11 protein-coding genes are annotated in these 16743 nt (G+C 65.2%); 2 read left to right on the forward strand and 9 right to left on the reverse strand.

All coding sequences use genetic code 11. The features are described from left to right. The first annotated feature begins 193 nt into the window (after nucleotides 1–193). Together ACZ1II_RS15845 and ACZ1II_RS15850 are read left to right on the forward strand one after the other, a co-directional pair. Complete coding sequence (locus ACZ1II_RS15845) at nucleotides 194–2284, forward strand: S41 family peptidase (RefSeq protein WP_465144599.1); 2091 nt, start codon at nucleotides 194–196, stop codon at nucleotides 2282–2284. Continuing rightward, nucleotides 2220–3548, forward strand: a complete 1329-nt coding sequence (locus tag ACZ1II_RS15850) for a S41 family peptidase (RefSeq protein ID WP_465144600.1) — start codon at nucleotides 2220–2222, stop codon at nucleotides 3546–3548. The genes ACZ1II_RS15845 and ACZ1II_RS15850 overlap by 65 nt, the downstream gene beginning before the upstream one ends. 42 nt (nucleotides 3549–3590) lie before the next feature. On the opposite strand, the gene ACZ1II_RS15855 is transcribed toward ACZ1II_RS15850, so the two are convergent. The 9 genes from ACZ1II_RS15855 to ACZ1II_RS15895 all read right to left on the reverse strand — a co-directional run bounded on the left by ACZ1II_RS15855 (nucleotide 3591) and on the right by ACZ1II_RS15895 (nucleotide 16465). Next, the gene (locus ACZ1II_RS15855; protein ID WP_465144601.1) at nucleotides 3591–5762 is read right to left on the reverse strand and encodes a TonB-dependent receptor; all 2172 of its coding nucleotides are present in this window, start codon (nucleotides 5760–5762) and stop codon (nucleotides 3591–3593) included. 107 nt (nucleotides 5763–5869) lie between these two features. After that, a complete protein-coding gene (locus ACZ1II_RS15860) occupies nucleotides 5870–6268 on the reverse strand; it encodes a hypothetical protein (protein WP_465144602.1) in 399 nt (132 codons plus the stop codon). An 89-nt stretch (nucleotides 6269–6357) separates the two neighbouring features. Next, nucleotides 6358–7707, reverse strand: coding sequence for an NtaA/DmoA family FMN-dependent monooxygenase (locus tag ACZ1II_RS15865; protein WP_465144603.1), 1350 nt, complete (start codon nucleotides 7705–7707; stop codon nucleotides 6358–6360). Between the two features lie 11 nt (nucleotides 7708–7718). Further along, nucleotides 7719–9389: an ATP-binding cassette domain-containing protein gene (locus tag ACZ1II_RS15870; RefSeq protein WP_465144604.1), complete on the reverse strand. Its 1671-nt coding sequence runs from the start codon at nucleotides 9387–9389 to the stop codon at nucleotides 7719–7721. Next, nucleotides 9386–10195 (reverse strand): ABC transporter permease, encoded by an 810-nt coding sequence (locus ACZ1II_RS15875; RefSeq protein ID WP_465144605.1) that lies wholly within the window; start codon nucleotides 10193–10195, stop codon nucleotides 9386–9388. The genes ACZ1II_RS15870 and ACZ1II_RS15875 overlap by 4 nt, the downstream gene beginning before the upstream one ends. Nucleotides 10196–10199: 4 nt before the next feature. Continuing rightward, complete coding sequence (locus ACZ1II_RS15880; RefSeq protein WP_465144606.1) at nucleotides 10200–11216, reverse strand: ABC transporter permease; 1017 nt, start codon at nucleotides 11214–11216, stop codon at nucleotides 10200–10202. Beyond that, entirely contained in the window at nucleotides 11213–12727 is a 1515-nt protein-coding gene (locus ACZ1II_RS15885) for an ABC transporter substrate-binding protein (RefSeq protein ID WP_465144607.1), read from the reverse strand. The genes ACZ1II_RS15880 and ACZ1II_RS15885 overlap by 4 nt, the downstream gene beginning before the upstream one ends. Before the next feature lie 20 nt (nucleotides 12728–12747). Beyond that, nucleotides 12748–14106: an LLM class flavin-dependent oxidoreductase gene (locus tag ACZ1II_RS15890; RefSeq protein ID WP_465144608.1), complete on the reverse strand. Its 1359-nt coding sequence runs from the start codon at nucleotides 14104–14106 to the stop codon at nucleotides 12748–12750. A gap of 37 nt (nucleotides 14107–14143) precedes the next feature. Further along, on the reverse strand, nucleotides 14144–16465 hold the full coding sequence (locus ACZ1II_RS15895; RefSeq protein WP_465144609.1) for a TonB-dependent receptor: 2322 nt from the start codon (nucleotides 16463–16465) through the stop codon (nucleotides 14144–14146). Nucleotides 16466–16743 lie beyond the last annotated feature (278 nt).

Consider the following 16743-nt stretch of genomic DNA (forward strand, 5'->3'; position numbering starts at 1 on the left):
GCATCGGCCGTTTTCGCGCCCTGCCCCGTACACACTCCCCCCGTACACTCCCCCGCACACTCCCCCGCGCGGGGAACGCTGCGAACGGATTGTCCTGTCGATGCCATAATGTCTCGGCGGCGAAGTCTGCCCGGTTGCGCGGCGCCCACCAGATGGGCCATCATCCGCGACGTTTTCGACGGGGGCTTCCTACATGAATCGTTTTCGCGTGATCGCGACCAGTCTGCTCGCACTGGCCTCATCCGCCGCCGGAGCCGAGCAAGGCTTCTATCAATATCCCAGCGCACGCGGGGACGTGCTCGTTTTCGCCAGCGAGGGCGACTTGTGGCGCACGGGCCGCGGCGGCGGCACTGCCACTCGGTTGACCAACCACGTCGCCGAGGAAACCGACGCGCATGTCTCGCCCGACGGGAAGCTGGTGGCCTTCACTGCCAGCTATGACAGCGATCAGGATGTCTACGTCATGCCTATCGCCGGTGGAGCGCCGCGCCGCCTCACTTTCGAGGGCGGCATGCTGCGCACGGTCGGTTGGACGCCTGAGGGCAAGGTGATCTACGCCTCGCGGCTTACCGGCGCGGGACAGGGCGAAATACTCTACACCGTCGATCCGTCCGGTGGCGAAGCGACCCCCATACCGCTCTGGCGGGCCAACGACGCGACTTACGGGCAGGACGGCAGCACGCTCTTCTTCAGCCGCCAGGGCCTGACAGCCCGCGCGCGTGACAACGCGGTGCTCTATCGCGGCGGCGGCATGGAGCAGCTCTGGCGCTGGAAGACCGGATCGACAGACGAGGCCGTCCAATTGCTGGCCGACTTCGGCGCGCCGATCCGCTTCCCGATGGCCTATGGCGGCCGCATCTTCTTCATTTCGGACAAGAGCGGCGCCGATGCGGTCTGGTCGGTGGGAGAGGATGGCAGCGGTCTCGCCAAACTCTCACCGGAACTGCCCTTCCCTGTGCTTCAGGCGAGCCTCGATGCCGGGGATGTCTATCTTCAGAACGGGGCGGACATTCACGTCTTCGCCACCGGCGACGGCAGTCTGCGCAAGCTCTCCATCGACATCGTCACCGACCGCGAACAGATGCGGCTGCGTTCGATCGGAGACCCGCTGAGCCAGCTGGAAGCCGCGCGGATATCGCCTTCCGGCGAAAGCGTTGCGGTGACGGCGCGCGGCCGGGTCGCCCTTGGTGCACCGAAGCATTTGCGCCGGGTGGACTTCTCTATCCCGCTGCAGGCGCGCGGCCGCCAGGCGGTTGCCGCGCCCAAGGGGGAGCGTCTCTTCACGATCCTCGACCAGGGCGAGCGCGGCGATATCTACACGATGCGCGCGGATGGTTCGGGCGAGCCGGTTGCCGTCACCCGCGGCTACGACGCCTATATCTGGTCCTTCGCCGTGTCTCCCGATGGCAAGACCCTGGTTCTCTGGGACAAGCAGGCTCGCCTGCAAAAGGTCGATATCGCCACCGGCCGCGTCACTTTGCTCGCGGCCAGCGATGTGGGTGACGATCAGCCGTTCCAGGGCCTGGTCTTCTCGCCCGATTCCACGCATGTCGCCTATGCTCAGGTCTCGCGCCGCAACAACGGCAACACCACCGAGATTTTCGTGCAGAACCTTGCGGGCGGCGCGCGGGTCAAGGCGACGTCGGGCAAGTACAACGACTATGCTCCGGCTTTCGCGCAAGACGGCGCCTGGCTCTACTTCCTGTCCGATCGCAATTTCGATCCGACCCCCGGCAGTCCCTGGGGCGATCGCAACATGGGCGTGGCCTTCCCAAACCGCGGCGAGATCTATGCCCTCCAGCTCGATCCGACTGCCGGGTTCCGCTTCCACGAGGACAATGAGCTGACCCGCAAGCAGGACGAAAAGCCCGAGGGAGACAAGCTCGAAACCGAAAAGGCCGAAACCGGAAAGCCCGGCGCCACCGACAAGGATCGAAAGGACGGTAAGCAGGACGAGAAGCCCAAGCCTGCCCGCATCGTTCTCGGCGGTCTGGCGGATCGTCTCTACAAAGTGCCGAGCGAGCCGGGCATGAGCGAGACGCTGCTGGCCTCCAAGGATTTTCTCTATAGCCGCAAGGGCGACAAGCTCGTCTCGATCGCGATCGACAAGAGCGATCCGAAAGTCGAGACCTTTGCCGAGAAGGTGCAGGCTGCGGACATTTCCGCAGACGGCAAGACGCTCCTGGTCGTGACCGGGCCAGCCAAAAAAACCGAAACTGATGCTGGTTCCCGCGAAGAACAAGCTGCCCGAAAAGCTCGAACCCGTGGTCGTCCGGCTCGATGACTGGCGCCTTGCGGTCGACCCGGCGGCGGAATGGCATCAGATGTTCGTCGATGCCTGGCGCCTGCACCGCGATTTCGCCTACGATCCCGCGATGCGCGGGGTCGACTGGAATGGGGTTCGTGCCCGGATCGAGCCGCTGATGGCCCGCATCGGGCATCGCGCCGAGCTTAACACGGTCCTGGGCCAGATGGCCTCGCAGCTCGGCATCCTGCATAGCCAGGTGCGCCCCGGCGACTTGCCGAAGGACGGCGAAAACAGCGAAATGGCGTTCCTCGGTGCGCGCTACACGCCGGTGCCGGGCGGGCTGCGCATTGACAGCACCTTCCGCGCGGAAGCGGACCTCGTCTCGACCCGCCCGCCGCTCAGCCGTCCGGGCGTGGACGTGCGCATCGGTGACGTGATCCGCCGGGTCGACGGCCGCCCGGTCGCCTCGCTCGGCGCGCTCCAGCTCGAACTGGCGGCGAAGGCGGGGCAGGAAGTGCGCCTCGATCTCACGCGGGGCAGCAAAGCGCTGAGCGCGATCGTCGAGCCGATGAATTTCGACGGCGAGGTCACTGCCAGTTACAACGACTTCGTCGAAGGACGGCGGCTTGCGACGCAGACGCTTTCGAACGGCAGGATCGGCTATCTGCACTTGCGGGCCATGGGGCCGGAAGACATCGCCGCCTTCGCGCGCGACTACTTCGCGCAGTTGGGCAAGGACGGTCTCGTCATCGACGTGCGCAACAACAACGGCGGCAATATCGACAGCCTGATCATCTCGATGCTGATGCGCCGCGCCTGGGCTTTCTGGGCGAAACCCGACGGCACCGGCGTGCCGACCACCAACATGCAAAATGCCTATCGCGGCAAGGTTGCCGTGCTCATCGACGAGCGGACCTATTCCGATGGCGAGACTTTCGCGGCAGCCATCAAGTCGCTGGGAATTGCTCCGCTGGTCGGCAAGCGCACGGCGGGCGCGGGCATCTGGCTGTCCGACCGCAACCGCTTGAGCGACAACGGTGCGGTCCGCGTCGCCGAGAATGCGCAATATGCCGCAGACGGCACCTGGATCGTCGAGGGACGCGGCATCGGCCCGGACTATGAAGTCGAGAACGGGCCGCACGCCACGTTCGAAGGGAAGGACGCCCAGCTTGAAGCGGCGATCTCGCTGCTGCGGCAGGAGATTGCCAGGGACCCGGTCCGACCGCTCACGCCAAAGCCGTTGCCGGCCCTGGGGACACCCGCGAGCGACGTGCTCCCCCTCGGTCAGAAATCACAGTAACGAAGGATGCCGGTGGCGGCAGTTCCGCCACCGGCATGCGGTTCAGAACTGCGTGCTCAGACCGAAATCGAGCGAGCGCCCCTTGCCCGGAACCGGCCGCAATAGGCCGGTGGCGCCGTAATCGCCCAGCGACACGCCACCGAGCGGCAGCGAGTAGCCGGTGTCGAACAGGTTTCTCGCTTCCACAGTCAGCTTGATACCCTTGGGAAGCACCGGCAGCATGTAGGCAGCCCGCAGGTTCACAAGGGCGTAGCTATCGGTGCGCGGCTCGTTGCGAGTGGCGTCGACACGGTTCTTTTCGGCGACAAACTCGACATCCGCTCCGGCTTCGAAGGCTCCGCTGCGATGCTCGATACCCATCTTCAGGTTGAACGGCATCTGCCGGTAGAGCGGCCCATCGTCGCTGAGGTTGCGGCCATGGACCCAGGCTGCACCAGCGGTGAAACTGGTCTCGGTCCGGTCGCTGCGCCGAAGGGGAATGCTGGCACTGGCATCCACGCCGTAGAATTCCGCCTCCTGATTGGCGAACTGCAACTGCACGAAACCGCTGGGCATGCCCATCATATCGGTGAGGTTCCGCAAGAGGATCGCGTCGATGTAGTCGTTCACGCGGGTATAATAGGGTGAGACCTTGAGCGCAGCGCCGTCCTTTCCGGTGAGGCGCAGCGCCGCACTGACGGTATCCGCGCGTTCGGGCTTGAGGTCGGGATTGCCGACATAGCCGTTACCGTCGCCATACCAGCCGATCATCTGGCTGGACATCGCCCCGCGCCCCCAGGAATAGCGCTCGTAGAGGTTGGGCGAGCGGGTCTTGCGGGCATAGCCCAGTTCGATAGCGGCGACATCCGATGCTTGCCAGCTTACGAGCGCGGTTGCGCTCCAGTTGTTGTCGGCGTGATGGCGATCGGCCGCGTTGAAGGCCGCCGCGGCCATGGCATCGTCCATGTTCATCATCCCATTGCCGTAAGGGCTGACATCGCCGGTGTTCATCGTCACCCGGTCGAACCGCGCTCCGATCAGGGAGGAGAGCTTGTCCGACCAGTGCGATTCCCATTCGCCGAACAGACCGAAGCGGTCGCGCTTGCCGTGGTTGACGTTGAGATAGGCATTCGGCCCCATCATCATCGATCCCGAAACCGGCGGCCACCAGTCGTTCATCCATTCGTGATGGAAATCCCCGCCGACGCGCAGCGTATCCCTGCGGCCGAGCGGCAGGTCCGCTTTGAGCGCCGAGGTGAAACTGCGCACTGCGGTGTTCATGGGCATTGTCCCCGGCTGCTTGTCGGCCAGGAAGTCCATTTCGTGGTCGGTGTCGCGGTAACCCGCCGTGAGATCGATATCGCCCCATGCGAAGACGCCGCGATAACGACCGTTGACGAACCAGGACTTGTTCGAGGTCATGTCCATGTACTGGTTCGGAAACGCTTCGTAGGGTGAGAAGTGATAGCCGCCCTTGATTTCGAACAGCCCCGCGCCGGTCTGGGCCGCGAGTGCAAGTTGGTGATCAGTCTTGGCAAATTCGGTGGAGAGCACCCTGCCCTTGCTGCCACCGCCGTCATAATTGCCGGAGCGGGTGTAGGAACCGCTGTAGGTCGCGCTCAGGCGCTGGCCTGCCATGGTCAACGATACTGCCCCGCCGAAGCCGTCGCCATTGCTGCGATAGAAGCTCGATGCCTCACCCGCGACCAGCATGCCGCCCTCCACCGCAAAGCGCGGCATGCGGCTTTCGACGCGGATGATCCCGGCGATATTGTCCCCGCCCATGCTGACCGGCGAAACGCCCGGCACGACTGCGATCGAGCCGACGGTCTGAGGATCGGTATAGGACAGCGGCGGGTTCATGTCGTTGGGGCAGGCCATGTCGATCGGCAGTCCGTCGACGACGATCCGCACCCGCTGTTCGCTGAGACCGCGCAGCGCGGGCATGGAAGACACGCCGCCGCCGGTGGCGACGCTCACGCCGGGCAAACCGGCAAGGATGGCGGCGGTATCGCTGCTGGAGACGGCCCCTTCCCGGATGCGATGGACCTGAAGCTGTGAGCCGTTGAGCGGCGAGGTGCCAATGTTGCACACGGCCGAATTGAGATCGGTATGAATGACTGGAAGTGTGCCGGCATCGCCAGGCGACGGATTGTCTGTCCCGGCCTCCTGAGCGGAGAGAGTGGCGGGCGCGCAGGCAAGCGCGGCAGCGACCGCGAGAATGGATGTCTTCATCGAAAACCCTGTTGTTTGCACGCTCGCGATCTCGCGGCGTGCAGGCATGACCTGAAATGTTGAACGGCAGGCCGGCACCGGGGACGGCCCGGCCTGCGGCAATCGGTTCAGGCCGGAGGGCCTCTCAAGGGGGGACGAAGATAGGTCGATCGGTCGGCAGGCGCCGCGCGCACAGGCGCGAAACCCAGCGCGATGATGAATGCGATGGCAGAGGCAAGCAGTACGGGATCGGCGCCGCCGAGCGAGGCCATCGACAGCGCGCCGAAGGGACATTCGCCCTTCGCTGGTTTTCCCGGAAGGCGATCCTGCCCGGATTTCAGCGGCACTAGCAATTGTAGCGTTGCGTTGCCGCCCGACGCATCATGGCAGATCTCGACAGTGATGGCGCGATGATCCTGGCCGAGCATAAATCCGGTCGGAAGGAACGCCTTGAGGCAAAGCGCCAATGCCATGAGCACGAGCGCTTGCCGGCAATGCCGCAGGAAATAAGCGCGCAGGATACCCATGAGCCAAGGCCTTAGCGGGGCCTCAGCCGGGTGTCACGAAGACAAAATGTCTTCAGACGGTCAGCCGGATCGGATATTGTCTCTTCCGTTCAGGCTGCAGCGCCCTGTTCCAGGGGACGGTAGTCTGCGGCATGTCGGCTGCGCGGTATCTCCAGCCCCAGATTTCCGCGCAAGGTGTCGGCCTCGTACTCGCTCCGGAACAGGCCGCGCGCGACGAGGATCGGTACGACTTCCGCGCGGAACCGTGCCCAATCGTCCGGATGCTGGACGAACAGGTTGAAGCCGTCGGCGGCGCCGCTGCGATACCATCGCTCGATTTCGTCGGCGATCGTCGTGGGCGATCCGGCAAGGCGCAGCCAGGCCGTGCCGACATTTGCCAGTACCTGCCGCAAGGTCCGCCCTTCGCGCCGCGCGGTTTCGAGGTCTTCGTGGAACCGGCGAATGCCTGCCGCCTCGGTTGGGTGGGGAACGTCCGGGAACGGTGCATCGAGATCGTAGCCCGAAAAATCGTGCCCGCCGAACTGGCGGGACAGCGCGGCAAGCTGCGCGCGCAGGTCGCCCGAAGACTGGCGCGCCTCGAACTTGCGGCGAGCGGCCTCGTCGCTATCGGCGATCGTTACGCTGAGCGCGGGAATGAACAGGATCGATTGCGGATCGCGGCCAAGCCGCCTTGCACGCCCCCTGACATCGGCGGCGAGTTCCAGCGCTTCCGTCTGATCGCGGGCGAAGCTGAAAACGATATCGGCGGCTTCCGCGCTTAGCTCGCGGCCTTGCGGCGAGGTCCCGGCCTGGACCAGCGGCGGCTGTCCCTGTCGCGAGCGCTGGATGTTGAGCGGTCCCGTGACGCTGAAAAACTCGCCGCGGTGATCGAGGCGGTGCTGCTTCGCCGGATCGAGGAATCGTGCTGCCCGGCGGCTCTTGGCGAAGGCCCCTTCCTCGTAGGACTGCCATAACCCCTGAACGACTTCCACCGCTTCGGACGCGCGGCGATAGCGGGTCTCGTAGTCGCCATGCCCGGTCCGGCTGAAGTTTCCGGCGGTGCCCGGATCCTGGCTGGTGACGATGTTCCAACCGGCCCTGCCCTTGCTGATGAGGTCCAGCGAGGCGAGGCGTCGGGCGATGTCGAAAGGTTCGCTGTAGGTCGTGCTGATCGTTGCCACGAGGCCGATCGTGCGCGTCGCCGTCGCCACTGCCGAGAGCAGGGTCAGTGGTTCCAGGCGGTTGAGATGGTGGTTGGGAAAATCGGGGGTGATGTACTGGCTGTCGACGATGAAGACGAAATCGAACTTCGCCTTCTCCGCCTCACGCGCCTGGCGAATGTACCAGTCGATATTGACGCTGGCGTTGAGCGGGATCGCCGGATCGCGCCACAGCTCCTTGCCGGACGCATCGCCGACGCCGATCAGGACCGCTCCGAACTTCAGTTTCTCGCGTACCATCGTCATGCCTTTCAAAAGCTGGTGGGAGAAAGCCGCAGCCCGTCGCTGGCAGCAGCGTCAAGACGGGGTGCCGCCGCGATCAGGGTGCGGGTGTAGGGATGGGATGGGTGCGAAAGCACCTGCTCGGTCGGTCCAAGTTCGACCAGCTTGCCGCGATGGAGCACCGCTACCCGGTGGGCAATCCCGGCCACCGAACCGAGGTCGTGCGAGATGAATATCTGGGCGATGCCGCGCTCGCGGGCGAGGCTTTCGAGCAGGCGCAGGACGTGGATGCGGTTCACCGCATCGAGCGCGCTGACCGGCTCGTCCAGCAGGAGAACCCGCGGATCGAGCACGAGCGCACGCGCGATCACGGCACGCTGGCGCTGGCCGCCCGAAAGGTGTCGGGGTAGACGAGTACCCAAAGCGGGATCAAGGCCGGCAGCCTCCAATGCTGCGTCGACCCGGCGCGCCCGTTCCACGCGATCAATGCCGCCGCGAATGTCGAGCCCCTCACCCACCGATCCGGAAATGGTCATATCCGGATCGAGGCTGCGCAGCGGGTCCTGGAAGGCATATTGGAGCTTGCTGGTGCGGCGGAAGGCCTGAAGCCGGGAGCCCGTCAGCCGCTCCAGCGGCTCGCCGTCCAGCACGATCGAACCGGCGGTGGGTGGTACGAGGCCGAGGATCGAGCGCAAGAGCGTGGTCTTGCCGGAGCCGGTCTCACCGATCAGGCCGAGGATTTCTCCGCGCCCGAGGTCGAGATCGATACCGTCCAGAATCGTTCGTTTGCCGTACCCCGAGCGTAGCCCGCGAATGCTCAATATCGGTGTACGCTCCTGCACCGGCGCGACCTTGCGGGCGGTCTCCAGCGACGAGGCATGGTGTGTCTCGATCAGGCTGCGCGTATAGGCATGGCGCGGGCGTTCCAGCACTTCGCGTGTCGGGCCTGCCTCGACGATCTCACCTCCGCGCATCACGATCACCTGGTCGCAGCTCTGCGCCACTACCGCGAGATCGTGCGAGACCATGATAAGCGTCAGGCCATGCTCTCGGCGCAGATCCTCGATCAGCCGCAGGACTTCGGCCTGTACGGTCACGTCGAGCGCGGTGGTCGCCTCGTCCGCGATCAGCAGCCTCGGCCCGGCGCAGACCGCCACGGCGATCAGTGCCCGCTGCACCATGCCCCCCGAAAGCTCGAAGGGATATTGGCGGAACACCGTTTCCGGCGCGGCGAAACCGACGCGGGCAAGGAGCGTCAGCGCCCGTGCCTTCGCTTGCCGGCGCGAGACCGGGAGAACCGCCCGCATGGCTTCGACGATCTGGCGTCCGATCGGGATCGATGGGTTGAGATAGGAACCCGCGTCCTGGAACACGGCGCTGAGCTGTGTGCCGCGGAGGCGTTGCCAGCTCTTTTCGTCGAGGCGCGACAGGTCGGTATCTGCAAAGCGGATCGTACCCGATGCGACGACGGTTCCCACCGGCAGCACGCCCAGAATTGCGCGGCAGGTGAGCGACTTGCCGCTTCCGGATTCGCCGACGATGCCGAGTGTGCCACCCTGCGGCACGTCGAAGTCGGCACCCTGCACCAGCGTTCGGCCATCGGCTGCGGCGATGGTCAGTCCGCGCACGGAAAGCAATGGCGGCGCCGGAGCTGGGGGTACGCGCGGTTCGAAAGTGATGACATTGCCTTGATGGGTCATGCTTTTGCCTCCGGCGAGTGCGCATCGCGGCGACGCAAGGCGTCCGCGAGTGCATTGAGCGACCAGACGGTCGCCACGATCAGCAGCCCCGGTGCGATGGGACCGAAGGGGCGGTCGTAGAGGGTGGTCAGATCGCTCGCGAGTTCGCCGCCCCAGGTCGGGTCGGGCGGCACGACGCCGATGCCGAGGAACGTCAGCGAGGCGACGATCGACAGGCAGGCGCCGGTCATCGAGGCGGTCGTCACGGCCACGGCGGGAAGCACTTTGCCCAGGACATGACGGCGGATCACCCAGGCAGTGGAGGCGCCGTTCAGCCGCGCCGCCTCGATATAGTCGGCATTGGCGACGGCGAGCGCGGCGGCGCGGCTCACGCGGTAGAAGGCAGGCGCGATGAGGATGCCGACCGCGAACATCGCCTGGACCAGGCCGTTGCCGAGCATCGCCGTCATCGCGATGGCGAAGACCAGGAACGGCAGCATGATGAGCGCATCGACCAATCGCAGGCTGAGCCACTCCGCCCGCCGGCCGAGGAAGACCGAGAGCATGCCCGGCACGACGCCGAGCGCCAGCGCCACGCCCACCGACAGGACGGCAGCGAGGACCGAAACCGTCGATCCCGCCAGCAGGCGGCTCAACACGTCCCGCCCGAGAGCATCGGTGCCCAGCCAATAGGTCGCGCCGGGACCTTGCAGGATTGCGGCGGTATCCTGCGCAAGCGGATCGTGCGGCGCGATGAAGGGACCGCAGGCGGCCAGCATGCTGATACCGAGAAGAAGCGCCAGCGGCGCATTTCGAAGAAGGGCCATCAGGTCAGCTCCTGCGGCGCGAGGCCGGCTGGAGCACGCCCAGCAGCACGTTGATGAGGAGGTTGCTGGCGAGCACCAGCACGATCGAGACGACCAGCGTTCCCTGCACCACCGGCACATCGCCGCGCAGTGCGGAATCGGCCGCGAGACGGCCCATGCCGGGCATGTTGAAGATCGCCTCACTCACCACCGCCCCGCCGATCAGCATCGGCACGCGCAGCGCCAGGATCGACAGCGCCGGACCGGCACCGTTGCGTAGGGCATGGACGAAAAGGATACGCCGGGGCGACAGTCCGCGAATGATCGCGCCGGTCACATAGTTCTCCGAAAGCGCGGTGACGAGCCCGGTGCGAAGCTGCCGCGCGACTTCCGCCACGACGTCCACGCTGAGCGCCATGGCCGGGATCGCGATCGAGCGCAGCCAACCCGCCAGGTCGTCCGAGGGCGGAACGTAACCTGCGGAGGGCAGCAGTTCGAGCCATAGGCTGAACAGCAGAATCATCGCGATGGCGACGACGAAGGGCGGCAGCGATGCGGCGGTCGAGGCGAAGACCGTCACGGCCCGGTCCAGCCAGCCCCCTGCCCTCGCCGCGGACGCGATCCCGAGCATGGTGCCCAGCACCACGCCGATCAGCAGCGCACCGCCTGCGATGGACAGGCTGACAGGCAGGCGCTGGAGGATCAGCTCGGTGACGGGAACGCCGTTGAACCATGAGGTGCCGAGATCGCCGCGCAGCACCCCGCTCATCCAGTCGAGGTACTGGATGGGAATCGGGCGATCGAGGCCGAACTGCGCTCGAAGTTGCGCCACCATTTCCGGCGTCGGATTGTCTCCGGCAAGAGCCGCAGCCGGGTCCAGCCCGCTCGCCACGCCTAGCAGGAACGTGATGAGCGTGGCCAGGAAGAACACCGGAACCGCGATCAGCAGAGTCGAACCGGCAAAGTTCAAAAAGGCCCGGCCATGGCGCAGGCGCACGGTCCAGGGATGGCCGAAACCGGCGGATAGCGCAGGCGCGGTCATTCGACGGTCACCCCTTCCCAGCGGATTTGCGAAGGCAGGATGTTGAGATGCTTTACGCCGGCTCTCGCCCCGACGATCCACGGCTCGCTGTAGAGGTAATTGCTCGGTGACTGCTCCACCCCGGCGCGGACGGCCGCGTGGAGGCGCGCCGAATAGGCGGGATCGTTCGTCGGCGTTCGACGCACCGCATCCAGTGCCTGGAGAAATGCAGGCGCCGCATAAGGCCCGCTAAGGTTCATGATCCCTTCCGGGCCATACGTCGCCAGCAGGTTCTGCACCGGGGATTCCCGGCCGATGGTGCCATCGAGCGCGAGGGCGGGGCGCTTGGCGATGTAGACTTCGCTCTGCCAGGTGGAAGAACCGGGAGGAACGATCCGCAGTGTCGATTTCACGCCGATCCGCGCAAGCTGCGTCTGCACGAGTTCGGGCAGACCATCATTCATCGCCGGGTTGACCGCGATCTCGATAGACAGCGCTCCCGGCGCATATCCGGCTTCGCGCAGCAGTGCACGGGCCTTGTCCGGATCATGGCCCCAGAGCTTTTCGGTGCCTGGATCGAACGCGGCGTTTCCTCGTGGGAACGGCTGGCGGGATACCGTAGCCAGACCCGTGGTGATGGTTCTGACGAACTCCTCCCGGTCGAAGGCATAACGCAGCGCTTCGACCACTTTGGGGTTATCGAACGGGGGCCGGTTACGATTGATCGAAACGTCACGGACATTGAGCGAAGGCGCGATGGCGACCGTCAGCCCCCTGCCCTTCGCCTCTGCCACGCGGCGCGGAGGAATGCGCCCGGCAACGTCGATCGAACCCGAGAGCAGAGCCGCGATCACTGTTGCCGGGTCGGGGGAGTTGGTCAGTTCGAAACGGTCGATGTGGATGTTTGCCGCGTCCCAGTAACCGGGATTCTTCTCGAAGTAGGCATGCGATTCCGGCACGAATTCGGTGATGCGGAACGGCCCCGCACCCACTGGCCAGAGCGCCAGCTTGGCCTTGTCCTTCGCCGCAGCAGTCGGGCTGGCGATAGCGCCGACCCGTCCCGCGAGAATATAGGGGAGTTGATAGTCCGGTTCCCGCAAATGGAAGCTCACCACCAGCGGGCCATCGGCTGAAACGCTCTCGACCCCGCCAAGGTCGCGTTTGATGAAGGAATCCTTCTGGGTCAGCGCCCGGTCGTAGAACGCCTTGACCGCCGCTGCATCGAGCACGGTGCCGTCCGAGAAGGTCAGGCCCTTGCGCAGATCGAAAGTCAGCGCCTTGCCGTCCTCGGAAAAGCGCCACTTCTGTGCGAGGCCGGGTTGCGCTTCGCCCTGCTTGTCGAGGCGGGTGAGCGAGGCATAGGCCAGGCTGATCGTGTTGATGTCGGCGCCGGTCCGGCTCGTCACCGGGTCCCACGAAGTGGGCAGCATGAAGGCCCAGCGCAGCTTGCTGTGCCCGGCCTCCTGCTTGCCCGAACCGCCGCATCCGGCGACGAGCAGGCCCGCCGCCAGTATGGTGAACAGTCGCCGCACGTATCTCCCCGCCTCCTGCCTCATGCGGTGAGCGCCGGTTCGCGCGGCGTCTGCGCGGGAGCACGCACATTGGCGGGCTTCGGCAGACCGAGGTGGTCGCGCAAAGTGGTGCCCTCGTAGTATTCGCGGAATACGCCCGCTTCCTGAAGCAGCGGCACGACTTCGTTCACGAAGCGATCGAACTGGTCGGGATGGCCGAGCATGACATTGAGCCCGTCGAGCGCGCGTTCCTCGAACCAGCGGATGATCGTATCCGCGACGGTGCGGGCGCTGCCGACGAAGGGGCTGCGATGCCCCGCCCGCACCAGTTCCACGGTCTCGCGCAAGGTCAGCCCGCGCGCCACGGCAAGGTCGGTGAGCTTCTTCGCCTGCGTGAAGAAGCTGCGGCGAGCATGTTCGAGCGCCTGCACGGGGAACGGGGCGTCGAGGTCGTACTGGCGGAAATCGTGCCAACCGAACGACCGTCCGAACTCGTTCAGGGCCTGCTCGAAGCTATGGTCCGCCAGCTTGTGCGCCTGTTCGATGCCGCGCGCATCCTCGTCCGTGTCGCCTACGAAGACGCTGACGCCCGGCAGGATGATGACATCGTCCGGATTGCGTCCGGCCGCTTCGGCGCGGCGGGCGATGTCGGCGTAGAAGGCCTTGCCGTCCTCGATCGTTGCGGCATGGGTGAAGATCGCATCGGCGGTCTGCGCGCCGAGGTCGCGGCCCTGATCGGAGTCGCCCGCCTGGAAGATCACCGGCTCCCCCTGCGGCGAGCGCTGGATGTTGAGCGGCCCCGCCACCGAGAAGTGCTGGCCCTTGTGGTTCAGCGCGTGGAGCTTGTCCTTGTCGAGGAACACGCCGCTCTCGCGGTCGCGCGGCAGTGCATCGTCCTCGTAGGAGCGCCAGAGACCGTGGACGACATCGAGATATTCGTGGGCCCGGCCATAGCGGGTCTCGTAGTCGTAGTGCTCGTCGAGGCCGAAATTGCCTGCCGCCCCGGCATCGCCGCTGGTCACGACATTCCAGCCCGCGCGCCCGCCACTGATGAGATCGAGCGAGGCGAAACGGCGCGCAAGGTTGAAGGGCGCGTTGAACGAGGTGGTCGCAGTGCCGACGAGGCCAATATGGCTGGTCGCCACCGCAAGCGCGGAAAGCAGGGTCAGCGGTTCGAGCCGGTTCAGGTAGTGCGGCGGCGAATCCGGTGTGATGAACTGGCTGTCGACGATGAAGACGAAATCGAACTTCGCGCCTTCTGCCTTGCGCACGGCGTCGATGTACCAGCCGATGTTGACGCTCGCATCCGCCGGGATTTCCGGGTCGAGCCAGCGGTTGTGCTGGCCCGGCCCACCGACGCCGGTGGGGACGAGGCCGAGCTTGAGGGTGCGCCTGGTCATGATCTCTGCTCCTTTGCGATGATGGAGGGCGCGCGCATCAGATGCGGCCCTTGAGCGTCACGCCGAAGAGGCGTGGGTCGCCGAGCGCGGCGAGAACGACGCCGAACTGGCCGTAGACGGTCTTGGTGTTGTAGTAGCTCTCGTCGAAGAGGTTGCGGACCCAGACCGAGACATCCCAGCGCTCGTCCTGGCTGCGCACGCCCGCGTGCAGGCCCACGAGGGTCGATTTCGGCACCCAGGAATAGGGATCGAGATTGACCGCCGCGTAATAGCCCGAGCGATAGCTGACATCGCCGCCGAGGTAGACTTTCGCGTTCCCGGCATCGAACGTGTATTCGCCGTTGCCGGTCGCCGCGAGGCGCGGGGCGCCCGAAGCGCGGCGCCCAGAAAGATCGATCACGCCGAGGTAGCTGTTGAGGTACTGTGCGGGGGCGTTCTTGTAGGAACGATACTCCGCATCGTTGTAGGTTCCCGCGAGGCCCAGCGAGAGGCCGTCGAACGGGCTGAGGCGGGCGTCCAGTTCCACGCCGCGCGAACGCACGGTGCCGACATTGGTGATATAGCCGACCGCCGGGGTCACGGCATTGTTGACGTAGTTCGCCTGGTAATTGGCGATATCGGCCCAGAACAGCGAGACGTTCAGTTCCGCCTTGCCGCCAAGCAGGCGGCTCTTCAGGCCGATTTCGTAATTGTCCACTTTCTCCGGCTTCACGAAGATGTCGACGCCCAGCGACTGACGGACAAGGTTGATGCCGGGCGACTTGAAACCGCGCGAGTAGGAGGCATAGCCGTGCAGGTTGTCGTCCAGGTCGTAAGCCGCGATCAGGGTACCGGAAAGATTGTCGGTATTGTTCGAAGCCTTGTAGGCAGAGGTGGGCGCCAGGCTGGCGCGGGTGGCGGCGATCGTGGCCTGAAGTGCCGGTGCGAAACTGTCGATCGGCGCGAAATCGCCGCGCAGGCCGGCATCGTAGAGGCCCGTCTTGTGCTCGTAAGTATAGCGCAAGCCGCCGGTCAGGCGGAACACCGGCGAGATGTTCCAGGTCGCCTGTCCATAGGCCGCATAGCTGTAAGTTGCAGGCACGACATGGGCGAAGGACGTCACCCCTTCCAGCGCCGCCGCCGGGATCGCCGAGACCGAAGCGGCGGGCGTGTTGCCGGTGAGCAGCCAGGCCGCTGCGTCGCGGCCATAAGTCTGGACCACCTTGTCGTCTGCCTCCTGCCAGAAGAAATAGAGACCGGCGGTGTAGTCGATGGTCTTCTCGCCGTTCGAGGCGACGCGGAATTCCTGGCTGAACTGCTGCTGATCGGTATCGACCACACTGTAAGTGATGACATTGGCGCCGATCTGGTCGCCGTCGTAGTTGGGAATCCACTTCCAGTTGCGATAGGCGGTGATCGAGGTCAGCGAGACCGGACCGACATCCCAGTCCGCGCGGGTCTGGAGTCCCCAACTCGGCATTTCGTCATATTGGGAGGAATCGATGTCGGTCGTTCGCGCAAAGGCGTCGACTGTGCTCGGCGTGTACCCGACATCCGCCGCCCTGCGATAGAACCCGCGCACCTCGGCCCCGTTGGTCAGCGTGGTCGGCAATACGCCCGAGACGACCTGGAAGCCCATGTCGCCCTTCTGGATGCTGTAATCGGCGATGAAGCGCAGCTTGAAGTTGTCCGCGGGCTTGTAGAGCAGGTCGAACTTGGCCGCGTGATTGTCCTGGGTGTCCCAGTCCTTGCGATAGGTCGTATTGTAGATCAGGCCGTCGCGGCTCGATCGCAGGTAGCTGACGCGGAAGGCGATATCGTCGCCGATCGTCGAGTTCAGCGCGACATAACCGCGAAACTGATTGCGATTGCCATAGGTGATCTCGCCGCGGGCTTCCTGATCGAAAGCGGGTTCGCGCGTCCTGACATCGAGCGCACCGGCCACGACGTTCTTGCCGAACAGTGTGCCCTGCGGTCCGCGCAGAAGCTGGATGCTCTCCACGTCCATGAGATCGGTGATGACCGAGCCGGTGCGTGGACGGTAAACGCCGTCGATATAGAGGCCGACGCCCTGCTCCAGACCGTCGTTGGTGCCGCCCGCATTGGTGCCGATGCCGCGCACGGTGATCGTCTGGTTGCGCCCACTGAAGCCCTGGATATTGAGGCTTGGAAGCTGCTGGAGAACCTGCTTGAGCGTGGTCGCGCCCTGCGCCGAGAACTGCTCGCCGGTGATGGTGCTGATGGCGATCGGCACTTTCTGTGCGCTTTCGTTGCGATAGCGCGCGGTGACGGTGATCTCGCTGACTTCGGCCCCTGCAGCGGTAGCTGGATCGGCGCCTTCATCTGCGACTGAATCGGCGGCCAGAGCCGGGGACGCCATCCCCATCGCCAGCACGGAGACAGCACCGGCAAGAGCATCAAGACGGCCGCAACGGCCCCGACGGAACAAACGACCAGACTTCAACCAAACCCCCTTTGCCAAGGCCTTGCGGCGATGCGGGGGTAATCCCTTTCATTCTCAACCGATTCAATAGAGTTATCCGGACGCTTGTATGAGTTCTCCTAAAGCAAGCTCTAAGCTGCTCTCCGGCCCAGCGGACGGGCCGCGATGGATCGATCTTGGGAGCCGCCGGATGAGCTTGCGATCTTGGACCCGTC

Source organism: Novosphingobium sp. BL-S-20 (genome assembly GCF_055521635.1).